This window comes from Paenibacillus sp. FSL L8-0663 (genome assembly GCF_038008125.1).
Lineage (GTDB): Bacteria > Bacillota > Bacilli > Paenibacillales > Paenibacillaceae > Paenibacillus > Paenibacillus polymyxa_D.
Map to the genome: position 1 here is coordinate 4,558,577 of NZ_JBBOYM010000001.1, position 21,021 is coordinate 4,579,597.

Sequence of the window (21,021 nt, forward strand, 5' to 3'; positions counted from 1 at the left end):
TCGAGGACTCTTTTAGCCTCGTTGTCCTGTGGACTCACCCTGTAGGCGCATTAACGGACGTAGTACCTTTTGCAACATACGTGGATAGTTGCCCAGCTCGTCCCTGCGCAATACGCGCAATACAACCAGCAACACCAAGTAGCATACCAGTACAGTCGCTCCGGCAATGCAGCATGCGATGAAGAAGGCTACACGCGCAGGCATCAGATGCACCAGCAGAATACAGGCTTCATTTACACCGTATCCGATAGCTCCCGAGACGACGACTGCGGTTAAGAACCCTGCCCAGCGACGGCCCATGATGGAAAAGGAGACGATCCCTTTAAGCACACGCAAATTCAGCAACGTGATCACGAGGAAACATAATCCGGTTGCGGCAATGATCCCGTAAATCCCAAGCCAACCAGCCAGCAGCCAGCTCGCTGCAAACTTAACGACGATACCGACCATGACATTAACCATTGAAATACGCGGCTTGCCCATACCGATCAGTATTGAATTAGAAGTCATCATCGTAATCTGGAATATCGTTCCGAGTGTCAGAACAGCGATGATACCACTGCCTCCAAGCGAGCTGAACAGTAAACCATTAATAGAATAAGCGGTCACACATAAAGCCAGCACAATCGGCATTCCAGTCAAAATAGAGATACGCAAAGCCAGCGTCATCTGATTTTGTAAATGCTGCTCATCCTTACGGGCAAATGCCGCTGAAATGATCGGAATAAGCGATTGACTGAGCGCAATGGCCAAAATCGGCGGAATTCCCGCCACACTCTGTGCCCGAGAGCCTAGATAACCCAACTGAGTAGTCGCCTGATCCAATCCCACTTGACCAGATAGCAGTCTCACCACAATCGACGTATCAATAAAGTTGACCGCCGGAACCGTCAGAGACGACAATACAATTGGAATGGAAAGCTTGAAAATATCTTTGTAAATGCGCATCATCGGTAGCGCGGAGCTTTCCTCTTGGAATTGATCTTGACGATCCTGTCGATCCTGACGACGCAATTTTACCGTGTAGTACAACATGACCGCCAGAGCGCCAAGACTTCCCATGACACCCCCAAAGGAGGCCCCAGCTGCAACCTCGCGATCTCCATAACCCAGCTTCAAAATAATAAAAGCGAGTATAATAGCGGTCGCTACCCGTGCAACCTGCTCCACAATTTGTGAAATACCCCCTGCGGTCATATTACCGCGCCCTTGGAAGTATCCACGCATCATAGCAATGGCAGGGAACAGCAGTAATGCTGGCGCCAAAGCCTGAATGGCCAAAGCGGATTGCGGAACCCCTGCTACATGCTCGGCAAAATAAGGCGCTCCAAAATACAGCAGCGCTGTAATGATAATGCCTGCCGCAGCCGCGAATATCAAAGCCGCACGATACACACGTCGCGCTTCCGAAGGTCGGTCCAGTGCATAACGTTCTGAAACCATTTTGCTCAATGTGCTTGGAATGCCGGCCGTAGCCACCGTGAGCAGCATCAAGTAAGCGTTGTTCGCAATGGTAAACGAGGCGTTCCCGACGGAACCGAGCAGATGCTCCAGTGGAACACGCTGTACCAGACCAAGCACTCTGGCCACCAAGGCGGCAGCGGCTAAAATAAGCGTACCTTTAAGGAATGTTTCTTTATTGGACAAAATGCGTTCCCTTCTTTCTTGCTGTTCACACGCATGCAAAAGCCCCGCACAAACTGTCATGGCCTGAGCCATCACCGGTGCGGAGCCGCATGTCGATTCTGTCTCTGCAAATCATAATAAACGAAAATGAATCTCGGGTTATAACACCCAAATTAAGAATACAATAATCATGGCAAGCTGCAAAATCACTTTCATCACGGTGCTGGTAAAAAGGCCTAACACAGAGCCAAAGCCCACTTTAATAGCTCGGTCCAGCGGGGCTTTGCTTATCAGCTCACCTAGCACAGCGCCAATAAATGGTCCCAAAATCAGGCCAAATGCCGGAATAACAAAGGGGCCAATAATAATCCCGATAGTACTCAGTATCGCTGACAGGCGCGAGCCACCAAATCGCTTAACTCCCCACGCATTCACAGCATAATCCGCAACAAAAAGGGCAACGACGATTAGTGTTTGTATAATCCAAAACAGTGCATTGTATGGAGCAAACGAGAAAAACCAGCCGTATACAAAAAATGCAAAATAGATGGCGAGCGCCCCCGGCAATACGGGATATACCGCCCCGGCCATGCCCACAATGAATAGCACAATAACAACAATCCAGCCTACAATGTCCATGGGCCTCCTCCTTCTCGTCCATTTATTCTGCTTGCTGCATCATTCGTTTTATTACACAAGCACATAATCGCGGATCACTTCTACAATGCCGTCGTCATTGTTCGAAGCCACGACCACATCAGCGGCTTCTTTTACTGTATCCTGAGCATTCCCCATGGCTACGCCCAGTCCAACCGCTTGAATCACAGCCAGGTCATTCAGACTGTCGCCAACGGCAACCACCTGCTCCAGAGTAATGCCAAGCAGGTCGCACACTTCAGCGATTCCACTGGCCTTGGATATACCAGCTGGGTTAATTTCCAGATTTGTCATCGAAGAATTGGAAATCTCAAGTCCACCCATGTCCTGAAGCTTAAGCAAAATTTGGTGGCGAATTTCGTCATTTTCCGTATTATAACCGAATTTGAGCCACTCCTGTGTGTCCAATGTATCCGGCCAACGATCCCTATTATATAATTCCTCCGTTGAGTAAGCCCAGAACCAAGAGCCTGTTTCTACGGCAATCTGGTGCATCTTGCGAACGAGCTCCTTATCAAGTAAATACCGGCGCCACAACTCGTGGGGTGATTTCCACACCTCACTGCCGTTTACGGTTACCATGGGTGTCTCCAGGCCGAGTTGCTGACCGTAAGGCAGAGCATGCATGGCAGCACGTCCGGTGGATAAGCATACATGAATCCCTTCCTGAATCGCCTTGTTAATCCAGTTAATCGTTTCCAGGGAAATTTCATGATTATCATTCAGTAAAGTTCCATCCATGTCGAGCGCAAGCAGTTTGTATTTATATTGGTTTTCTCCCATAGTCTCTCTTCCTCCTGTATGTCCCTTATGTCCAACGACATTTTACCATGAAAAAGAGAAGCCCACAAAAGTATTCAAGTCCTCACTTTGCTGCCACAGGCTTTTTAGGAGTACCATCTAGCCCGTAAACTTCGTCATACGCATCGAATATTTTACGCGCAACCGGTCCCGCACTCGTCGCACCAAAGCCCCCTTCAGGAATGATGACCGCTACCGCCAGCTTCGGATTTTGACGTGGAGCAAAAGCGATGAACACCCCATTATCTTTAACCGTACGTCCCACCACCTGCTCAGAAGTCCCTGTTTTACGGGCATAGTCATAAGGAAATCCGTTAAAGGCTTTAACATCGGTAGCCATACCCCGAATCACTGTATTCCAGTACGTATCTGAAAAAGCGACCTCATTCAGTACCTTCGGCTTAAATTCACGTACAAGATTCCCCTGATCATCTACAATTTTGCTGACCAAATGAGGCTGCATACGCTTGCCCTTTGTTGCCAGCACAGTCGTATACTGGGCCAATTGCATGGCCGTATACTTTCCCTGCTGACCAAAGGATGCCTGTACCAAACGTGTCAGTGCACTTTCATGCTTGCTCGTATACTCAAGTCTGCCTGCCCACTCGCCCGGCAGATCTACTTCTGTCGGTACGCCTAATCCAAATTCCTTCATATATTTGTCCCATACGTCAATTCCCTGATGCATCCCTGCATTACTTCCGTATTTGGCATACAGCGGCTTGCCGATCATATCCACCATAAACGTATTTGACGAGACCTCAATTGCCCTGCTAGGTGTCAAAGAACCATACACATGCCCGCTAGAATTTCCAACCCGGCTGGAGCGATTTTTGCCGTAGTACGCACTTCCCGTATCCAGATAAGTTTGTCCGGGAGAAAAAAAGTTTTCCTTCAACCCGATCAGCACGGTCAGTGGTTTAATGGTTGAACCCAGAAGCACTGAGGATTCTGGATGTGGACCCGCTTTTCCGCTAGGCACGGATTTAATGGTTCCATTTCCCATTTTATGCTGAATTTCGTCATATACCGAAGGTGAGGTACTTCCACTTTTCCATACATTAGAGTCATAATCCGGCATACTGGCCATTGCCACGATATTTCCGGTCTCTACCTCCATCGCTACAGCGAAGCCAGTGGTTGCGTCTTGATGAAGCTTCCCCGATACGGCATGAGTATGAAGCCAGCCAAGCTGATCCATAATGGCTTGTTCGGTTTTCTGCTGAATTTCTTTGTTGATGGTGGAATATAAATGATGTCCTTTTTCCGGAGGAGTAATGGATTCAATGCCCTCCGGCATGCTGCGAGGATTGACCTCTACCGTTTTATATCCGTTTTTCCCTCTCAGCTCGTCCTGGTACTGAAGCTCCAAGCCATCATATCCGACCGTTTCACTTTCCGAATAAACCTGTGCCGGTTTTAAAACCTCCGAATTCGCTTCATAGAGCTCTTTATATTTGGGCCGGTTCGTTCGAGCTCCTTTGAACTTGTACATATATCCAATCGTTTGTACCGCCACCCGATCCGGGTCATAATGGCGTACACTTTCTTCTACAACCTCTACACCAGGGAACTCTGTCCGATGTTCCAGAAAATAAGCGATTTCCTCCCGACTCAGGTCGGATTTGACCAAACGTGGGGTAAATCCCCTATATTGATTATAGTCCGGGTCCAGTCTCTTTTTTATTTCCTCTGCATTAAGCTGCTCTCCTTCGGTACGACCCAGTTCGTTTAATTTGGCAGCAAGCTTGGCAGCAAATGCATTGAGCTCAGGGAGCAGTTTTTCCCCCGGCTTCCGATCTTTCTCCGTACGTTTGCTATAATCCTTAGATAAAGTTACATACAAGGACTGTACTGAAGTCGAATACGCCAGCTTAACCGTACCTGTAGAGTCATAAATCGTGCCGCGACTCGGGGCTAACGGGACATTTTTCGTATTTATGGATTGCTGCTGGCCTTTCAGCTCCTCCGATTGTACAAACTGCAATACAGCTAGTCTGGTAATGATCAGGGCAAACAGCACAAAAGCACTAAAAAACAGCAGGTTGGTTCGTAAAACCGTCCGTTTTTTTCGTGACTCTTCATTCTCTTCAACATTTTTCTTTTTGAATGAAAACTTTTTATCCAAACTTCCTCTGTCCATATTAGCTTGTCATTACTCCTTCCAATAGGGTATATTCCTGATCCTACCATATCCAAAGCCATAAACGATGAATTCCGAGATGACAATTTTGTAAGAAAACATAGAAAAAACATAAAAAAGCTTCCCTCAGCCCAAAGGCTAAGAGAAGCTTTTATGAAATGATATCGTATAAAATGATTATGGCTGTTTGATTGCGTTAGGATCGGTTGCTGTGGCATCCTTTTTCTTAGGTACCCCGTCCAATCCATAAACTTCGTCGTAGGCATCAAAGATTTTACGTGCCACAGGTCCGGCGCTCCAGGCCCCGAAGCCCCCTTCAGGAATAACAACCGCTACTGCAAGTTTGGGATTTTGACGTGGAGCAAAGGCAATAAATACCCCGTTATCTTTTAGTTCTCTGCCCACACTTTGCTGCGATGTCCCTGTTTTGCGAGCAAAGTCATAAGGGAAACCTTTAAATGCGCTGACATCTGTTGCCATCCCGCGTATTACCTCATTCCAGTAGGCATCCGGGAATTTCACTTCATTTAGCACCTTTGGCTTAAACGTTTGAACTACATTACCGTTGGTATCTTTAATTTGGCTGACCAAATGTGGCTCCATCCGTTTGCCCTTGGTAGCCAATACTGCTGTATATTGTGCAAGCTGAAGCGTTGTATATTTACCCTGCTGACCAAAAGAAGCATATGCAAGTTTAGATAATGAAGACTCTTTCGAATTATGAGCATACTCTCTGCGTCCAGACCATTCACTTGGTAAATCTACACCCGTAGAAACACCTAGTCCAAATTCCTTCATGTAGCGGTCCCATACATTCACACCTTGATCTTCCTTGGCATTATTAATGTATTTGTTGTACAATCTTTTGCCCACCATATCGACCATAAATGCATTGGAGGAATGCCGAATGGCAGAAGCTGGGTCCAACCCGCCGTACACATGACCCGAGGAATTCCGAACTCGTGACGAATTATTACGCCCAAAGTAAGCCGCTCCTGTATCCTGGTAATACGATGAGGTACTGAATAGATTTTCCTCCAGTCCTACTAACACAGAAAGCGGCTTAATGGTGGAGCCAAGTAGGACAACCGACTCTGGATGTTGACCTGATTGGCCCGATCCAAAGGAGCGAATAGTACCATTCAAGTATACATTTTGTATTTTCTTATAATTATCACTAGATATATTTCCGGTCTGCCAGTAATTAGCATCATAATCCGGCATACTAGCCATCGCCACCACATTTCCTGTATCCACTTCCATAGCCACAGCAAAGCCTGTTTTAGCATAAGGATGGGTCTTGCCAGATACAGCGTGTGAATGGAGCCATCTCAATTGATCCATAATAGCATCTTCCGTTTTAACCTGAATTTCTTTGTTAATCGTAGAATATACATTATTTCCTTTTTGCGGAGGAGTAACAGAATCTACACCTTCCGGCATATTGCGTGGATCAATCGGAACCGTTTTATAGCCATTTTTCCCTCGTAACTGTTCCTGATATTGATATTCCAGTCCATCAAAGCCAACAGATTCGTTATCCATATAAATGAGGCCCGGATCATTTTCAGCTGACATGGATTTTTGAATATTCTTATATTTATCCAACGTTTCACGCGCACTTTTATAGCTTTTAATGTAGCCAACCGTTTGGACAGCTACCGTATCTGGATCGTAATGACGTACCGTTTCCTCTACGACATCTATGCCCGGGAACTCACTCTTATGCTGCATAAAATAGGCCACTTCATCTTTGTTAAGATTCGTTTTAATCAGACGCGGCGTAAAACCGCTAAATCGCTGATAGTTACGGTCCATAGCGTCCATAATTTGCTCTGCCGTCATTTTCGGCTCATCTTTATTCCCATATTCAGCAAAGCGATTCGCCAGCTTCTGTGTCATTTTCTCCAGCTCAGGCAATAGCTTTTTGTCATTATCACGCTTTTCTTCCATACCATCACTGTAGTTCTTGGAGAGCGTGATATACAGCGATTGTACAGGTGTAGAATACGCTAGTCTGTTCTGCCCGGTGGAATCATAAATCGTTCCGCGAATCGGCGTAAGTGGTACATTTTTGGTAACATTACTGGCCTCCTGCTGCTTGAGCTGAGGTCCATCCACGAATTGAAGTATCGCCAATCTTACAATGATGACTGTAAATATAATGAACGAGCTGAAAAAGAACAGATTGATCCGAAAGCTGAATCTTTTTCGATCAGACGTCCCATTGTCTGTTCCCTGCTCGTTGTCTATCTTTCTCATGTGCCCTTTTCCACTCCTTATTAAATCACTTTATCCTTGATATGTGTTTGGGCAAAACCAGGCGGATTAAACCAGTCCCCACTTTGCGCCCAGGTCGGGTCTAGCGGTACCCACTGATTCTGTCCGCTCAAATATACCTCATTCCAGGCATGGGACCCGTATCCTCCCTGTCCGTTGTACCCAAGGCCTGTCACCACCTTGACCTGTAGCCCCTGCGAACGAGCCATCATTGAGTACAGGCGGGCATAATCAATGCACACTCCTTTACGTGTATCAAACGTATCTCTAGGAGTCTGTTCATGCCAGTCACCACGTTGCTCATAGGCTTCGACCTTACTGTAATCATAGCTAATACGGGTGCCTACCCATTCATACAACGCTCTAGCTTTTTGCTCGTCACCGCTAGCCCCTTCTGTAATCTTGGCCGCTGCCTGAACGATATCGCTTGGAATGTCCCGGTCGATTATTTCATATTTGCGCTGCATGATACCATTCAATTCCTTGGTAACAGCCTGCGTAAATACGGGCAGCTTATCCTTAATCAGAGTCCCCGACAACGGCTCAATGACCGATTGCGCACCTTGCTTATAAATCGGTGAAGCTTGTACGTAGCTGCTAAACCCGCTGTCTGGGTACAGACTTACGCCTATGAACAGCAGGGCTATGATTATCATGGCGCGAGCTCCACCAATAAGAGTACCTATTCCAGCCCCTGCCACCCTGCTGAAAAAGCCCGATTTTTGGGGATGCTCATGGAGAGAGGAATCTGATTTTCCACCTACCATCAACACATAAATGGCACGCAGTATAAACTGGGCAATAGCATAACTGAGCATGAACAATACGGCGAATCGCAGCAGCGGAAAACCCTCTATCCCCGCCACAAGCGTATAATAAAATTGCTCAATCCCGCTTAGTTTTCGCTGTGGCAAATGCTCCATGTAAGCTGCCAGCCATTGTTGCACCTTCGGTGAAAGCCACATGGCTAATCCGAGCGAGCACAAAATACCCGCTACAGTCAGTATGCCATCCACAATAAGACTAAACAGCGCCCCTACAGATCTGGAAGCTCCTCGTCTCCAGCCCTGAATCAACGACAGCAGTACAATGACAATTAAAAACACCGTCACGCCATTCCAATGAAGAATAGGCTCCAGCCAGGATGGTTTCATTGTGTTCCTCCTGTCTCTACGGCGACTGTGGCGACTGTGTTACAGCCGAGCCTTTCGCACCTTCGATATATTTCTTGACGGTATCGCCCATACTCCACTCGCCCAGCGACATCCCCTGAAACCATACCTTGACCTTGTCACCATCAAATGGACCTTTCACTTCCAAGTTGGAGCTGGTTACCGAAAACGTACCATCCGCGTTGGATGTGTATTGGGCATCCCGTCCCTCTTTGATCATCATGTTCAAGGCCTCGCTCTGAACCTTGTTAATCGCATCATCCTTTGCCTGAGTAACGATCTTGCCGACCTGTTCAAAGGAAATGCCACTGTAGATAAGCAAGCCTGCAATTACGACGATGACAATCAGCCATTTTATGAGAGTTCTTACAACCTTCAATATGACTAACAATAGGACAAGCCCAATTAATATATACAGCCAATTATCTTGAACAATCTGCCAATTATGTTCCAAAAACTCTCTCCAGACGCCCTTATCCATTTCGCTACACTCCCGTTTTCAACTACATGATTCGAATTGCAAAATTGTCTCTGTAATTATACATGATTACGCAATGTCCTGTCAGCTTAGGTCTTATACATACCTTGTCTTTCAATTCTTGTCCATACAAAGTGGTCTATGTTCGTCCAATCCAGCGTACAACTTAGGAAGGGCCAATACGAAGTAACATGAAAGTTTACATTAAGGAAAGGGGGTCATTCACATGAAAACAGCCCTCTGGCTGTATCTCTTTTTGTTCATTGCCTTTTTTGATCTGCATGCGCAATATCCTATTTTGACGCCATTCGCCATCTCTCTGGGGGCAGCTCCTACCTTTATCGGTTGGATGATGGGGATTTACTCTCTGACTCACCTGCCTGGCAATTTGATGGCAGGTCCCAAAGTCGACAAACACGGCAGTCGCCGATATATTATGTTCAGCCTGACAGCTGCAGGCCTGATCCTGATCATTCAATCGTACATCCATACACCGTGGGAATTACTTTTTCTGCGTGCGATTAGTGGCTATGTGTTGGCTTTTTTATCTCCAGCCTGTCTGGCCATGCTGGCGCAACTGTCTGATCATCCGGTTACGCAGGGTAAATATATGTCGGGGCATGGTGTCGTCCATACGTTGGCCTCTGTTCTGTCTCCAGCCGCAGGCGCATTTATCGTAGCCAGTTTTGGCTTTAGCGAGACATTTAGTTCCCTTGGCATCATTCTCGTAATCACGGGGCTTATGGCTTATTTCACCTTACCCAAAAAAGCACCCGCTCCGCAGGCCCAATTATCTGATGGTCATACGACACCTGCTCCACTCTCGGCAGCACAGACGCGGTTACCATTCAATTGGCGTTACCTGCTTTTACCTTTTGTTTTGGCGTGCGCACAAGGCATTTTATTTTATGAGATCCCATTACGAAATAACGGTTCTGCGTCCATGATGTCCACCGGATTGCTTTTTTCCATCATCAGTTTGGGAGCACTCTGTACGCTTAGTTTGCTTTTTCTGAACAAATATTCACCGATGGTCAGGCTACTTTGTGGCATTATTCTGATGTCTTTAAGCTTCTATGCACTCGCCACCACGCCCGAAGCGACAATAGGCATCATCCTGTTTATTTTGGGAACAGCCAAAGGCATCATTTTTCCAGCGCTGGCCTCTCTCTTCATACGAATTGGAGGTGCTCGATTGGGCAAAACCTTTGCCCTGCAATCCATTGCAACGTCAATCGGCTCCTTTGCCGGGCCTGTACTGGCGGGTCAGCTTCCGGATCACATATCCCCTTTTTTTATCGCATTTCTGATTCTGATGGCTGGCCTGCTATTCGTTCCCGTTAAGCGCATATCTCCGACACCGCCACTGTCTGCCACAGGACCTTATCATTCCTAGCTAGTCTGAGGCAGTGGGTATGCTAAAATGCTATCTTTAAAGCCCAAAATGCCGTTCCAGAGGGCAGATGCACAGTACACTATACCCCTATCCACATAGACTATTTTGACTGAACATTCACTAATAAAGGGAGGTGCAGCCTGTGAGCCACTGTCATCCTGTAAGCCCTTGCCCTGTTTTTGGAACTTCAACTGGCACCATTCTTGTTCTTTATATTCTGCTCGTCATCATTCTCCGTACTTGCTGGTTTTAATGTCTAAATTGCCCTAACATGTTGTCCCTTGTACCCATGCCTGCCACTTCTGGCAGGCTATTTTGTTATTTTTTGCATGAGAACCCTATTTGGAGCTACACTATACTCATATTCTTCATTTCCCGGGGAATTTCGAGCATATGTATCAGACAAGGGGTGAGCTTAAATGGCGATAACCGTGATCGTCGAAGGGAAAAATGACCGCAGCAAACTTCGCCGATTACTTGACCCGGAGGTTCACATTTTATGCACCTTCGGCACACTAAACTCTATAAAACTGGAATCCCTCCACAAGCGAGCCAAGCACGACGAAATATATTTATTTATGGACAATGACAGCTCAGGGAAAAAAATAAGGGGTGTGCTTGCAGACTCTTTTCCAGATGCCTACCATATGTATACCCGCAAAGGATACGCTGGCGTAGAAGGGACTCCAGACGAATATGTGATCGCTCAATTGGAAAAAGCAGGATTGGAAGAATACATTATATACCCGCCACCTGTTCTTTAGTCTTGAATAACAAAAAAGGCTGTCCTCAGGCCGCTTTCATGCCTGTTGGACAGCTATATGGTGTACTATAAAATGCCTCTAAAATGACATTAGAATTTATGAACCGTATCGACGATCATCAGCAAGAAGCTGAGTGTCAGATGGTTAATGGAAAAGAAAAATACTTTTTTGGCCCAGGAATCCGTTTCTTCTTCCTTAATCGTAAAACCTTTAAAGGCATAGAATGCCCACAGCACGGACAGTAACACGGACACGATCATAAAAATCATACCGGCATATCCATAAGCATACATAAGGATGGGTACCGGAATCAGCAATACAATATAAGGAATCATCTGAATCTTTGTCCGATGGATACCTTTTACGACTGGCAACAACGGAAATCCTGCTGCGCGATATTCCTCAACTCTGCGAATAGCAAGTGCCCAGAAGTGAGGCGGCTGCCATAAGAACAGGAGAGCGAATAAAAGCCAAGCGCCCATATCAATACGACCCGAAGCGGCCACATAACCAATTACAGGAGGCATTGCACCAGAAATACCGCCGATGGATGTACTCCATGTAGATGAACGTTTTAACCAAAGTGTATAAATACCGACGTAGACGAACATACCAAGTAATCCCAGTAATCCTGCCTTTACACCAGAGAAGAAGAATAGAACAGCTAACCCGACAACACCCAAAATAATAGCGTATGACAACACCGTTGTAGGGGTCAGACGCCCTGTTGGCAGTGAGCGATTACGTGTACGTTCCATTTTCAAATCCAGCTCACGGTCAAAATAGTTGTTAAAAACACATGAAGATGCCATAACCAGCATTGTACCTAAAAGTGTAAGAATTAGCTTTATATAGTCAACGTCCCATTGCGATGCTAACCAAAAACCACCAAAGGCTGCAACCAGATTGGTACGAAGGATGCCTGGCTTGGTAACTGTAATAAAATCTTTCCAAGTGCCCGCTTTGCCGGGTGGTTTAGATTTTACAGAATAGGTAGCCGCATCCGAAGAAGTCTTATAACTTATATTATCCATTGTGAGTAACTCCCCCTTAGAGATGTATGAATTCGGGAGTAAGTTGAACTCCGATATAAATTTTATCATATACCTACCCTAAAAAGTTTGACAGAAAACGCACAAAACGTTCACAATTCCGATGGCAAATCGCCCCTGCTGATCGTTTACAGTAAATTTGGGTAGTAATAAGTACAGGAAACAATACAAAAGGAGCGACAGATATGGATACAGCCACACACTTTGTCATGGGAATCGGATTGGCCGGTCTGGCCTACACTGACCCTGTCGTCGCCGGAGATCCAAAGTTGGCCGCAGTGGTGCTGCTCGCTACAGTTGTAGGGTCACAAGCTCCGGATTTTGACACTTTGCTTCGGTTGAAAAATAATGCAGCCTACATTCGCAATCACCGTGGACTGTCGCATTCAATTCCCTTCTGGTTGATATGGATCTTGTCCATAACAGGGCTAATTTGCCTGATCTTCAGAGATGTGCCCCCAGGTCATGTAGCATTATGGGTAACGATTGCCGTCTGCCTGCATGTATTCACAGATTTATTTAATACGTACGGAACACAGGCATTCCGGCCGTTTACAAACAAGTGGATATCTTGGAATATCATCCATATTTTCGATCCCTTTATTTTTGGCACCCATGTTGCTGCGATTATGCTGTGGATCACCGGATTGATTCCACCCGCTCCCTTATTTATTACGCTGTACGTCATTATTGGCCTGTATTACATTTGGCGAACCTGGAGTCATTTTATAACCAGAAAAGCGGTACGTAATATGGACAACGAGCGTCAGGAGGGCGACAATTATTATATCATTCCCACCGTATCATGGAACCGGTGGCATGTGGTAAAAGCTCATCAGAATGGAAGTTATGACATTGGCGGATTAAATGGCTCGCACTTATTTTGGACGAAACACGCAATTCCATCCACACATCCTGCCGTAGAAGCATCCAAATCCTATCGCGATGTGCAGGCATTTCGCTATTTCTCCTCCTTTGCTGTTGCCGAGGTGGAAGAACTGGAATGGGGCTACATTGTGCGATGGGGAGACGTGAGGTATCGACACCGGAGGCAATATCCATTCGTGGCTGTGGTCGCGATGGATAAGCAGTTCGGGCTGATCAACAGTTATATCGGATGGCTCAGTGACGAAAAGATGCAAAAACGCCTTTCCCTGCATACGAATTAAAATCTGCTTACAAGCTAACAACCAGCCGTATGAACAAGAGACAGCAAGTTCCCCTTTAATCTGGGAGCTTGCTGTTTTTTTGGCCATTCGCGCCAAAAATCACATCTCATGAAAGCGCCCTCTTGACGAAGCGGACTTGCGTGATTCACAATGGTCATAAGCCATGCGTAAAAAAAATCCGGAGCATGATCGCTCCGGATTTTCTTCATGACAGTTGCTCATAATACAGCTTCCAAGATGGAGTGTTTATGTGTATTACTGCAAACGGCTGCTGCCCGACAAGGATTGTTCTGCTTGTTGGACTAGCTTTTTCGTAATATATCCCCCAAGAGAACCTGTTTCGCGGGAAACAACATTACCGAAGTAACCGTCCTGAGGGATGGTGATGCCAAGTTCTTGAGCTGCCTCATATTTTAATTGTTGTAAAGCGGCGTTGGCCTGCGGTACTTGCAGGTTGTTTGAACGACGTCTGCTCATATTTGAATCTCCTTTCAGTTCTTTGTGAGTGAGGTTCATTGCAAGCTTGCAAGATTATTATGGCTCGCTTACAACTACTTATTCCTGAAATTCAACATTCGAACACTGGAGGTTTTTACCAATGAGCAAAGGTTTATCCCTATGGTTCGCCGTTTCATCCATTGTCCTGCTGACCGCAGCCGCTATATCCATCAGTTATTCCGCATGGCTTGCCATTCTACTGGGGCTATTATCTGTCGGCAATATTGGCTGGGGTTTCGTGGTCAAAGCCCGACAACGCCGCTCCTAATCCAATCCTATAAAAGGCCTAATTCGTTTCGCCTCAATATGCTTTAGCGTAGACGTGGCAGAAAGCCCATGCGCTCTTTGACCGCAGACAGCGTGACTTCAGCAGCTTCTTGTGCACGCTCTGCGGATTGGGCCAAAATATGTCCAATTTCACCGGATTCCCGGATATCGCGATAGCGCTGCTGAATCGGTTCAAGCATAGCCACAACCGTCTCTGCCAGTTCTTTTTTAAATGTCCCGTACATTTGGCCTTCATAACGATCCTGCACTTCTTGGAGCGACAAACCGGAACACTGGCTGTAAATGCTCATTAGATTACTAATTTCAGGTTTATTGACCAGATCATATCTAACCTCACTGCCAGAATCGGTCGTAGCGCGGCTGATTTTCTTGCGTATGACTTTCGGTTCGTCCAGTAGCGCAATAAAACTGCCTGCATTCGGATTACTCTTGCTCATTTTTTTGGATGCATCATCCAGGGACATAATTCTTGCCCCTACTTCAGGGATATACGGCTCGGGAATTGTAAAATAATCTCCATAACGATGATTAAAGCGGCCAGCCAAATCCCGTGTCAGTTCCAGATGCTGTTTCTGATCTTCGCCCACCGGGACGAGATCCGCGTTGTAGAGCAAAATGTCAGCTGCCATCAACGACGGATATACGAACAACCCTGCTCCTACGGAATCCTTGCCAGCAGCCTTGTCCTTAAACTGAGTCATACGTTCCAGCTCGCCCATATTCGTCAGTGTTGTCATCAACCATCCCAGCTCAGCGTGCTGAGGAACATGGGATTGTAAAAAGACGTTGGATTTCTCTGGGTTAATACCCGCTGCAATAAATAATGCCGCTACCGCCTCCGACTGCTCGCGTAATTGAGCTGGTTCCTGCGGTACGGTAATCGCATGAAGATCTGGAACCATAAAGTAACATTGGTGATCCTCTTGCAATTTGACAAAGTTTTTCATTGCACCAATGTAGTTGCCCAAAGTAAGTTGTCCGCTAGGCTGAATACCTGAAAGTACAGTTTTCATATTCTTCCTCCTCCGATTATTTCAATATTTTAGAACGCAAAAAGGCCCCGCATCCTCAAGGGACGCGAGACCGTGGTACCACCCTTATTCATTGCCGTCAGCCTTTGCTTGTCGGAGCTATGCCCCATGACTGATTGCAATCTTAAAGCTCCGTTAACGGGGAGCAATCGGCCGTCATACTGAGGACTGTAAAATCCTGTTCTGTGCGGCACTCCAAGGTCCATTCAGCAATGCAGGCTCACCGGTTCCCATCCACCACCGGCTTTCTGAAGAGCTTATGCGAAAGCTTACTTGTCCTCATCATCGCGTTATCCATGTCATTACTTTCTAAACTACATTAATGATAATTCCGCATAATGTTATTGTCAAATGACGATTGTGCCCTACGATCAAAAATCTGTTATCATAATGACACGAAGCTTCAACCGATTATAGTGGACAAAGGAGCATGGATATGAAACAAGTGACCAAAGAACACTGGAACGGTTACGACACGTATGTTTTACATAGTGGTGAACTGGAAGTTACGATGATCCCTCGCCTCGGGAATAATATTATCTCAGTGCGTGATCTGAAGCTCGACAGGGATATCGTACGTCGGCCCGGTGAGGAAGAATTGGCTTTTTATTTACAAAAGCCTTATCATTTTGGCTTGCCCATTTTGATTCCTCCTGGCCGAATTCGCAAAGGACAATTTGAGTTTGACGGTGTTCCTTACCAGTTCGACCGAAATACAGCCAATGACAACCATATACACGGTCTGCATCGTAATCAATCCTGGCGCTGCAGTGATATTGAAGAGGATGAAGAAGGTTGCAGTGTCACTACCGAGCTTTTGACAGAAAGTGATCCGCACTGGATGGAACAATTCCCCATTCCTTTGCGTCTGGAGATGACGTATCGCTTGCAGGGTGCTATATTAAGTCAAACACTGCGCGTAACCAATTTGGGTGAAAAAGCAGCCCCATTTGGCTTGGGATATCACACTTGGTTTATGGTGGACGGAGAACCTGAGCGCTGGCGCCTAAAGCTACCTGTAAACGGCGTATATGAACAGGATGCTGAACAGCTACCTACAGGTATCATTACTTCGTTGAATGACTTGGAACAGCTCTCTTCGGGTCTTTCTCTGAAAGGAACGAATCTAGATACGTTGCTGCGGGCAACGGAAGGCCCTGCTGTAGCTCTTTTGACTCGTGATGATGGTTATCAAATCCGCTACACAGCAGATGAGCAATACTTTAAGTATTGGGTGTTATACACCAAAGGTGAATGCGATCAGTATCTTTGCATTGAGCCTTATACCTGGCTGTCAGATGCTCCTAATTTACCTGATCCTGTTGAAGGAGGCGGGCTGATCCGTCTGGAGCCTAAGCAATCCATCGATCTCAAAACTCAGATTCATATCATATATCCGTAATTTCCCTCTAGTCACTTTCCTTCCTTCGGCGCATATTTTCATAACTCTGTCGCATACTAACCTCATCACAGCCGAAGGAGGTGACTACACATGAATGAAGCTAATCAAGGCAGAAGTCGTCGCAGTAACAACCTTGTTGTTCCTCAAGCCAACAACGCACTGCAACAATTGAAATATGAAGCTGCACAAGAGCTGGGCATCACCATTCCGGCAGACGGTTACTACGGTGACATGCCATCCCGTGAAGCTGGTTCTCTGGGAGGCTATATCACTAAACGCTTGGTACAGCTGGCCGAACAGCAATTATCAGGACGTTCAGGTCAATAAGCGTCATTATTCCACATGAGCATTCCGTTCATCGTAATTTACCAAAATGCGTTATAACGGGCATATAACATAGGCGGTCTTCCCTAGGAAGGCCGCCTTTTCTCTTTTTTAAATTAGGATTTTGCAAAATCCTCATATTGATGATTATTCCGAATTAGCCGCTCGGTATGTAGGCTTGTTGTAGCGGATCATGAGATTCGCCATGTTGTAGTTGGACTCCAGTGTTGCATCTACCAAAATCGTTCCTTGTCTGATAGCAAAATCGAAAGCAATCTCACCATGAGTCCAGCTACGCTTATGATTTAGCGTTTCTAGGGCCATACGCCGAAAATCCTCCCGATGCTTTGCTGATAACCCCGGTTCTACTGCTGCTAACGTGCCACCCTTACCTGCAAGCGGATTATGGCGAATCCCAAACTTCCCAACTACATTGTTACGTATTTGTACAAATACGATGCCTGACGACAAACCCGCCAGTTCATTATCCAGTTCTTTTAAAACGATATCCATCTGCCTTGCCAACGACAATTGACCTACTTCATCCATTACAAAAACCCTCCTATATACCTTGTCCGAAAATAATTAATAGGTCTTACGGCTCAATTATATGCGAAGATTTTTAACCTTACAATCAAAACCAACATAATTGGGTATTTATAACTATTTTCTAAGTATATCCATCATTTTAAATTTCGCCAACAGGTAATGTTAATTACACTTCGACATTTTGCGACTTTGTTCATCATCTTCTGTAAAAATTACAAAAAAGGCCTCCCTTATAGGAGACCTTTCAAAAGTGTAAATCCGTTATTTTGTCATTTGTAAAAATTGCTCAATATCCTGAACAGTAACTTGCGCAGCATTACGCCAGAAGTCAGCCTGTGTTAAATCGGTACCTAAGTGCTTGGAAGCCAATTCTTCGACTGTCATGCGACCTGTATCACGCAGCAAGGCATCATATTGGTCGGCGAAGCCGTCAGGGTTTTCCTTCGCAAAAGCGTAAATTCCTGCACTGAACATATACCCGAATGTGTACGGGAAGTTGTAGAAAGGAGTGTCCGTAATATAGAAATGCAGCTTGGATGCCCAAAAATGAGGATGAGCCTCATCCAGGATACCACTAAACGCTTCACGCTGCGCTTGTTCCATCAACTCGCTTAATTGTTGTGCTCCTACGACTCCTTTTTTCCGCAACTCGTAAAAACGGGTTTCAAATAGGAAACGGGCATGAATGTTCATAAAGAAGGCTACACCACGCTGAATTTTATCCTCCAGCAAAGCTACCTTCTCCTGACCCTCGGCAGCTTCCAGCAAAGCATCTGATACAATAAGTTCTGCCAGCGTCGACGCCGTCTCAGCTACGTTCATGGCATAATTCTGATTCAATGGGTGCAATTCATTCATCACATGCTGGTGATAACCGTGTCCGAGCTCATGGGCCAGTGTCGAAACGTTGGATGGTGATCCGGCATAGGTCATAAAAATACGGGTCTCTTTGCTTAGACGCAGAGATGTACAGAAACCACCCGGACGTTTGCCAGGACGATCCTCTGCTTCAATCCAACTTTTCTCAAAAGCCATTTGGGCAAAGTCAGCCATTCTCGAGCTAAATTTACCAAATTGCTCAACAATCGTTACAGCAGCATCGTCGTATGGGATTTTAGTGGTTGATGTTCCCAGCGGAGCTTCAACGTCATGCCAGGACAGCTTCTCTAAGCCCAGCAGCTTTGCTTTCCGCTCCAAGTATTTAACTACAATAGGCTTTGTTTCATTAATAACCTGCCACATCGTATCCAGCGTTTGTGCGGACATACGGCTGATTTCCAGCGGTTCTTTAAGCACATCTGTCCAGCCTCGTTTTTCATATAGCTTCAGACGGAAGCCTGCCAAATGATTCAATGTATCCGCGCAATAGTCCTCTACCTGAGCCCATGCCTCTTCCCAACGTGCAAACACATCTTTACGTACGCTGCGATCTGCTTCATCCAGCTTATTAGCTGCTTGACCTACAGACAGGTTTACGATCTCGCCATTTTCTGGTACAGGGATCGTCATATTTTTGACAATGGTATCATAGAAGTCGCCCCATCCATGGTAGCCATCCACTGCCAGATCCAATGCAAGGCTTTCCAGCTCAGGAGCCATTTTTTCACGTGCTTCGTTCCGATATTCGTTCAGGACAAAAGAAATCGGCTGGATAGCTTCGCGCTCCATCCATTTCTGCCAAATGTCTTCACTGGTTTGTGCCAGCAAGTTCTGGAAAGATACTAAAGCACTTTTCCCTTGGGCATACAGCGTGTTGACACGCGCCCCCAGTTGAACAGCCAGCTTGTCGTGCTGGTTTTGAGCAGTTAGACAAGAGACAAAGGAACCCGCCTGCGACGCGCCATTAAACAGCTCCTGGATGCTACTCAATACACTATCCAGACGCTCGGTATCCAATACCGTTTGTGGTACTTTAGCTGCTTTAAGCTGGGACTGCAGCTGTTGGACCTTGCTTTCCAATTCTTCCAAAAATGCATGGAATGAGGCAGAGGAAGACCCTCCGCTAAAAATAGATTCCAGATCCCATGTTTGCTTTAACGGTGTTTTCATAATAGTTCCACCTTTCTTTTTTGGCGAATTCATGTGGTTTCATATACAATAAAGCTACATCGTGATAGTAAATCACTACAATTGGGAGGAAAACAGAATGAGACCCTTACAAATTTCGCCGGAAACGGCTGTGAAATTATCCGAAAAGCTCGGTATTCCGCTGGAACACCTTATGCATACACCCCAGCACATTTTGATGCAAAAGCTGGCCGAACTGGCTAAAGAAGAAACCGCTGACCCGAACGGCGGAGAATCGGACAAATCATGATCCCTTTTCATAAAACCTGGCCTTATGACATCGTCATGGGAGACGTTTATGTACAGTCTTGTCCGTTTTGCGACCAGGATAATGTATTGCTGCCCCTGAAGCCTAAAGAACTTAAGCTCATACACGAAGGTATGAAAAAGCTGCTTGTGTTTCCATGTTGCCATAACAAGGTTACTTTAGTGGATTGTGATGACGATTATTTGCTGTCAGATACCACATTGCGTCATCATTAATTCATGAGTTGTAAGAGAATATAACCCGTTTTACAAACAAGGTGTGAACCATGAGCCTAAATCGGCCATAGTGCACACCTTTATTTCTTCAGGAGGAGCTTGCGTCTTGCATTTCCTCCGGCAGTTGGAAATTTTTAGCCATCATTTGTTCTCGCAGTACAGACCACTGTTCGCGGGAAGCCCGGATCATGGCTGCATCCATAATCTTTTTGTCATTAATGACACGCGAAAACCAGCGTACCGCTTCGTTAAAGTTCCCTGTACGTCGATGCAATTCACCAATCAGATACAGCAGTTTGGCATTATTCGCCCCGACACCCTCCAGCTCATAAACCCGAACGTAAGAATCCAGACTAAATTTGAGAAAGCGAAGCTCCTGCTCCTCATTTCCCTGGTATCTGTACATCCATGCGATATGCTGTAATAGACTGGCTACTACGCGTTCCTTTTCTCCGATGACCTGGGCACAGAGTAAACCCAGTTTATACGTTTCTAATGCCTCTTCCCAGCTACGATGCCCGCCATATTCGCGAGACTGCCAGCGATTACCGATTTTATCTCTAAAAATCTTGGTTTGCTGATCGCTTAACTGAACGGTAGAGTGCTCTGTCGAGGTAAACCCACAATGAGGACAGACCCTTACGACATAAAAATCCGGATTTTCATTCTTATAATAAGCGCAAAAATCTGAATCTGTACGAATGGCCTTCTTTAGGCTTGGTCTGACACGAGATGTCTGAAATTCTTCTTCACAATGTGTGCAGGTGATTTTAATCTGATATAACGGTTCAAGTTCCAATGTTTTTACAACCCTCTCCAAAATTCGGCAATCCCCGCAAGC

Annotated in this window: 21 protein-coding genes and 1 pseudogene; 9 read left to right on the forward strand and 13 right to left on the reverse strand. The window is 45.9% G+C overall.

What is annotated here, in order from left to right; translation table 11 throughout:
* Nucleotides 1–12 precede the first annotated feature (12 nt).
* The 7 genes from MKY75_RS20125 to MKY75_RS20155 form a co-directional block, all read right to left on the reverse strand.
* Nucleotides 13–1,647, reverse strand: coding sequence for a putative polysaccharide biosynthesis protein (locus MKY75_RS20125; RefSeq protein ID WP_340886343.1), 1,635 nt, complete (start codon nucleotides 1,645–1,647; stop codon nucleotides 13–15).
* A gap of 138 nt (nucleotides 1,648–1,785) precedes the next feature.
* Nucleotides 1,786–2,265, reverse strand: coding sequence for a DUF456 domain-containing protein (locus MKY75_RS20130; protein WP_340886346.1), 480 nt, complete (start codon nucleotides 2,263–2,265; stop codon nucleotides 1,786–1,788).
* Between the two features lie 51 nt (nucleotides 2,266–2,316).
* Nucleotides 2,317–3,066 carry a Cof-type HAD-IIB family hydrolase gene (locus MKY75_RS20135; RefSeq protein WP_061829851.1) on the reverse strand — a complete coding sequence of 250 codons (750 nt, stop codon included), beginning with the start codon at nucleotides 3,064–3,066 and terminating at the stop codon, nucleotides 2,317–2,319.
* A gap of 82 nt (nucleotides 3,067–3,148) precedes the next feature.
* The gene (locus MKY75_RS20140; RefSeq protein WP_340886349.1) at nucleotides 3,149–5,227 is read right to left on the reverse strand and encodes a peptidoglycan D,D-transpeptidase FtsI family protein; all 2,079 of its coding nucleotides are present in this window, start codon (nucleotides 5,225–5,227) and stop codon (nucleotides 3,149–3,151) included.
* Nucleotides 5,228–5,404: 177 nt separating this feature from the next.
* On the reverse strand, nucleotides 5,405–7,489 hold the full coding sequence (locus tag MKY75_RS20145; RefSeq protein WP_069012605.1) for a peptidoglycan D,D-transpeptidase FtsI family protein: 2,085 nt from the start codon (nucleotides 7,487–7,489) through the stop codon (nucleotides 5,405–5,407).
* A gap of 20 nt (nucleotides 7,490–7,509) precedes the next feature.
* On the reverse strand, nucleotides 7,510–8,661 hold the full coding sequence (locus MKY75_RS20150; RefSeq protein WP_318627989.1) for a transglutaminase domain-containing protein: 1,152 nt from the start codon (nucleotides 8,659–8,661) through the stop codon (nucleotides 7,510–7,512).
* Between the two features lie 16 nt (nucleotides 8,662–8,677).
* Entirely contained in the window at nucleotides 8,678–9,160 is a 483-nt protein-coding gene (locus MKY75_RS20155; RefSeq protein WP_340886351.1) for a hypothetical protein, read from the reverse strand.
* A 223-nt stretch (nucleotides 9,161–9,383) separates the two neighbouring features.
* Between MKY75_RS20155 and MKY75_RS20160 the strand changes: the two genes are divergently transcribed.
* The 3 genes and pseudogenes from MKY75_RS20160 (at nucleotide 9,384) to MKY75_RS20170 (ending at nucleotide 11,317) form a co-directional block, all read left to right on the forward strand.
* Complete coding sequence (locus tag MKY75_RS20160; RefSeq protein WP_029518208.1) at nucleotides 9,384–10,553, forward strand: MFS transporter; 1,170 nt, start codon at nucleotides 9,384–9,386, stop codon at nucleotides 10,551–10,553.
* Between the two features lie 184 nt (nucleotides 10,554–10,737).
* Nucleotides 10,738–10,806 (forward strand): annotated as a pseudogene (locus MKY75_RS20165) (YjcZ family sporulation protein); the annotation flags it as partial.
* 166 nt (nucleotides 10,807–10,972) lie between these two features.
* Nucleotides 10,973–11,317 (forward strand): toprim domain-containing protein, encoded by a 345-nt coding sequence (locus MKY75_RS20170; protein ID WP_029518206.1) that lies wholly within the window; start codon nucleotides 10,973–10,975, stop codon nucleotides 11,315–11,317.
* Nucleotides 11,318–11,406: 89 nt separating this feature from the next.
* Here MKY75_RS20170 and cyoE read toward each other — a convergent pair whose 3' ends face one another.
* Entirely contained in the window at nucleotides 11,407–12,351 is a 945-nt protein-coding gene (cyoE, locus tag MKY75_RS20175) for a heme o synthase (RefSeq protein WP_013311855.1), read from the reverse strand.
* 203 nt (nucleotides 12,352–12,554) lie between these two features.
* Between cyoE and MKY75_RS20180 the strand changes: the two genes are divergently transcribed.
* The gene (locus tag MKY75_RS20180; RefSeq protein ID WP_039272715.1) at nucleotides 12,555–13,538 is read left to right on the forward strand and encodes a metal-dependent hydrolase; all 984 of its coding nucleotides are present in this window, start codon (nucleotides 12,555–12,557) and stop codon (nucleotides 13,536–13,538) included.
* A gap of 255 nt (nucleotides 13,539–13,793) precedes the next feature.
* Here the strand turns inward: MKY75_RS20180 and MKY75_RS20185 are convergent, their stop codons facing one another.
* Nucleotides 13,794–14,015 (reverse strand): alpha/beta-type small acid-soluble spore protein, encoded by a 222-nt coding sequence (locus MKY75_RS20185; RefSeq protein ID WP_013311857.1) that lies wholly within the window; start codon nucleotides 14,013–14,015, stop codon nucleotides 13,794–13,796.
* A gap of 121 nt (nucleotides 14,016–14,136) precedes the next feature.
* Here MKY75_RS20185 and MKY75_RS20190 point away from each other — a divergent pair, with 121 nt between their 5' ends.
* Complete coding sequence (locus tag MKY75_RS20190; protein WP_007431986.1) at nucleotides 14,137–14,304, forward strand: hypothetical protein; 168 nt, start codon at nucleotides 14,137–14,139, stop codon at nucleotides 14,302–14,304.
* A gap of 43 nt (nucleotides 14,305–14,347) precedes the next feature.
* Here the strand turns inward: MKY75_RS20190 and trpS are convergent, their stop codons facing one another.
* A complete protein-coding gene (trpS, locus tag MKY75_RS20195; RefSeq protein WP_340886354.1) occupies nucleotides 14,348–15,337 on the reverse strand; it encodes a tryptophan--tRNA ligase in 990 nt (329 codons plus the stop codon).
* A 454-nt stretch (nucleotides 15,338–15,791) separates the two neighbouring features.
* On the opposite strand from trpS, the gene MKY75_RS20200 reads away from it, so the two are divergent.
* A complete protein-coding gene (locus MKY75_RS20200; RefSeq protein WP_029518203.1) occupies nucleotides 15,792–16,757 on the forward strand; it encodes an aldose 1-epimerase in 966 nt (321 codons plus the stop codon).
* A gap of 90 nt (nucleotides 16,758–16,847) precedes the next feature.
* Entirely contained in the window at nucleotides 16,848–17,084 is a 237-nt protein-coding gene (locus MKY75_RS20205; protein ID WP_013311861.1) for an alpha/beta-type small acid-soluble spore protein, read from the forward strand.
* Nucleotides 17,085–17,228: 144 nt separating this feature from the next.
* Here MKY75_RS20205 and MKY75_RS20210 read toward each other — a convergent pair whose 3' ends face one another.
* Both MKY75_RS20210 and MKY75_RS20215 read right to left on the reverse strand, forming a co-directional pair.
* A complete protein-coding gene (locus tag MKY75_RS20210) occupies nucleotides 17,229–17,630 on the reverse strand; it encodes a hypothetical protein (RefSeq protein ID WP_029518202.1) in 402 nt (133 codons plus the stop codon).
* A gap of 261 nt (nucleotides 17,631–17,891) precedes the next feature.
* Complete coding sequence (locus MKY75_RS20215; protein ID WP_029518201.1) at nucleotides 17,892–19,679, reverse strand: M3 family oligoendopeptidase; 1,788 nt, start codon at nucleotides 19,677–19,679, stop codon at nucleotides 17,892–17,894.
* A gap of 97 nt (nucleotides 19,680–19,776) precedes the next feature.
* On the opposite strand from MKY75_RS20215, the gene MKY75_RS20220 reads away from it, so the two are divergent.
* The gene (locus tag MKY75_RS20220; protein ID WP_014277894.1) at nucleotides 19,777–19,947 is read left to right on the forward strand and encodes a YycC family protein; all 171 of its coding nucleotides are present in this window, start codon (nucleotides 19,777–19,779) and stop codon (nucleotides 19,945–19,947) included.
* Entirely contained in the window at nucleotides 19,944–20,180 is a 237-nt protein-coding gene (locus tag MKY75_RS20225) for a hypothetical protein (protein ID WP_029518200.1), read from the forward strand. The genes MKY75_RS20220 and MKY75_RS20225 overlap by 4 nt, the downstream gene beginning before the upstream one ends.
* 88 nt (nucleotides 20,181–20,268) lie before the next feature.
* On the opposite strand, the gene MKY75_RS20230 is transcribed toward MKY75_RS20225, so the two are convergent.
* Nucleotides 20,269–21,000, reverse strand: a complete 732-nt coding sequence (locus MKY75_RS20230) for a DUF2225 domain-containing protein (protein ID WP_049817024.1) — start codon at nucleotides 20,998–21,000, stop codon at nucleotides 20,269–20,271.
* Between the last annotated feature and the right edge of the window lie 21 nt (nucleotides 21,001–21,021).

Bases quoted from the DNA above. Each gene is read 5' to 3' on its own strand.
- MKY75_RS20180 (WP_039272715.1), top strand. From the start codon at position 12,555: ATGGATACAGCCACACACTTTGTCATGGGAATCGGATTGGCCGGTCTG.
- MKY75_RS20140 (WP_340886349.1), bottom strand. From the start codon at position 5,227: ATGGACAGAGGAAGTTTGGATAAAAAGTTTTCATTCAAAAAGAAAAAT.
- MKY75_RS20190 (WP_007431986.1), top strand. From the start codon at position 14,137: ATGAGCAAAGGTTTATCCCTATGGTTCGCCGTTTCATCCATTGTCCTG.
- MKY75_RS20205 (WP_013311861.1), top strand. From the start codon at position 16,848: ATGAATGAAGCTAATCAAGGCAGAAGTCGTCGCAGTAACAACCTTGTT.
- MKY75_RS20135 (WP_061829851.1), bottom strand. From the start codon at position 3,066: ATGGGAGAAAACCAATATAAATACAAACTGCTTGCGCTCGACATGGAT.
- MKY75_RS20130 (WP_340886346.1), bottom strand. From the start codon at position 2,265: ATGGACATTGTAGGCTGGATTGTTGTTATTGTGCTATTCATTGTGGGC.
- trpS (WP_340886354.1), bottom strand. From the start codon at position 15,337: ATGAAAACTGTACTTTCAGGTATTCAGCCTAGCGGACAACTTACTTTG.
- MKY75_RS20170 (WP_029518206.1), top strand. From the start codon at position 10,973: ATGGCGATAACCGTGATCGTCGAAGGGAAAAATGACCGCAGCAAACTT.
- cyoE (WP_013311855.1), bottom strand. From the start codon at position 12,351: ATGGATAATATAAGTTATAAGACTTCTTCGGATGCGGCTACCTATTCT.
- MKY75_RS20210 (WP_029518202.1), bottom strand. From the start codon at position 17,630: ATGGATGAAGTAGGTCAATTGTCGTTGGCAAGGCAGATGGATATCGTT.
- MKY75_RS20185 (WP_013311857.1), bottom strand. From the start codon at position 14,015: ATGAGCAGACGTCGTTCAAACAACCTGCAAGTACCGCAGGCCAACGCC.
- MKY75_RS20220 (WP_014277894.1), top strand. From the start codon at position 19,777: ATGAGACCCTTACAAATTTCGCCGGAAACGGCTGTGAAATTATCCGAA.
- MKY75_RS20215 (WP_029518201.1), bottom strand. From the start codon at position 19,679: ATGAAAACACCGTTAAAGCAAACATGGGATCTGGAATCTATTTTTAGC.
- MKY75_RS20225 (WP_029518200.1), top strand. From the start codon at position 19,944: ATGATCCCTTTTCATAAAACCTGGCCTTATGACATCGTCATGGGAGAC.
- MKY75_RS20155 (WP_340886351.1), bottom strand. From the start codon at position 9,160: ATGGATAAGGGCGTCTGGAGAGAGTTTTTGGAACATAATTGGCAGATT.
- MKY75_RS20145 (WP_069012605.1), bottom strand. From the start codon at position 7,489: ATGAGAAAGATAGACAACGAGCAGGGAACAGACAATGGGACGTCTGAT.
- MKY75_RS20200 (WP_029518203.1), top strand. From the start codon at position 15,792: ATGAAACAAGTGACCAAAGAACACTGGAACGGTTACGACACGTATGTT.
- MKY75_RS20150 (WP_318627989.1), bottom strand. From the start codon at position 8,661: ATGAAACCATCCTGGCTGGAGCCTATTCTTCATTGGAATGGCGTGACG.
- MKY75_RS20160 (WP_029518208.1), top strand. From the start codon at position 9,384: ATGAAAACAGCCCTCTGGCTGTATCTCTTTTTGTTCATTGCCTTTTTT.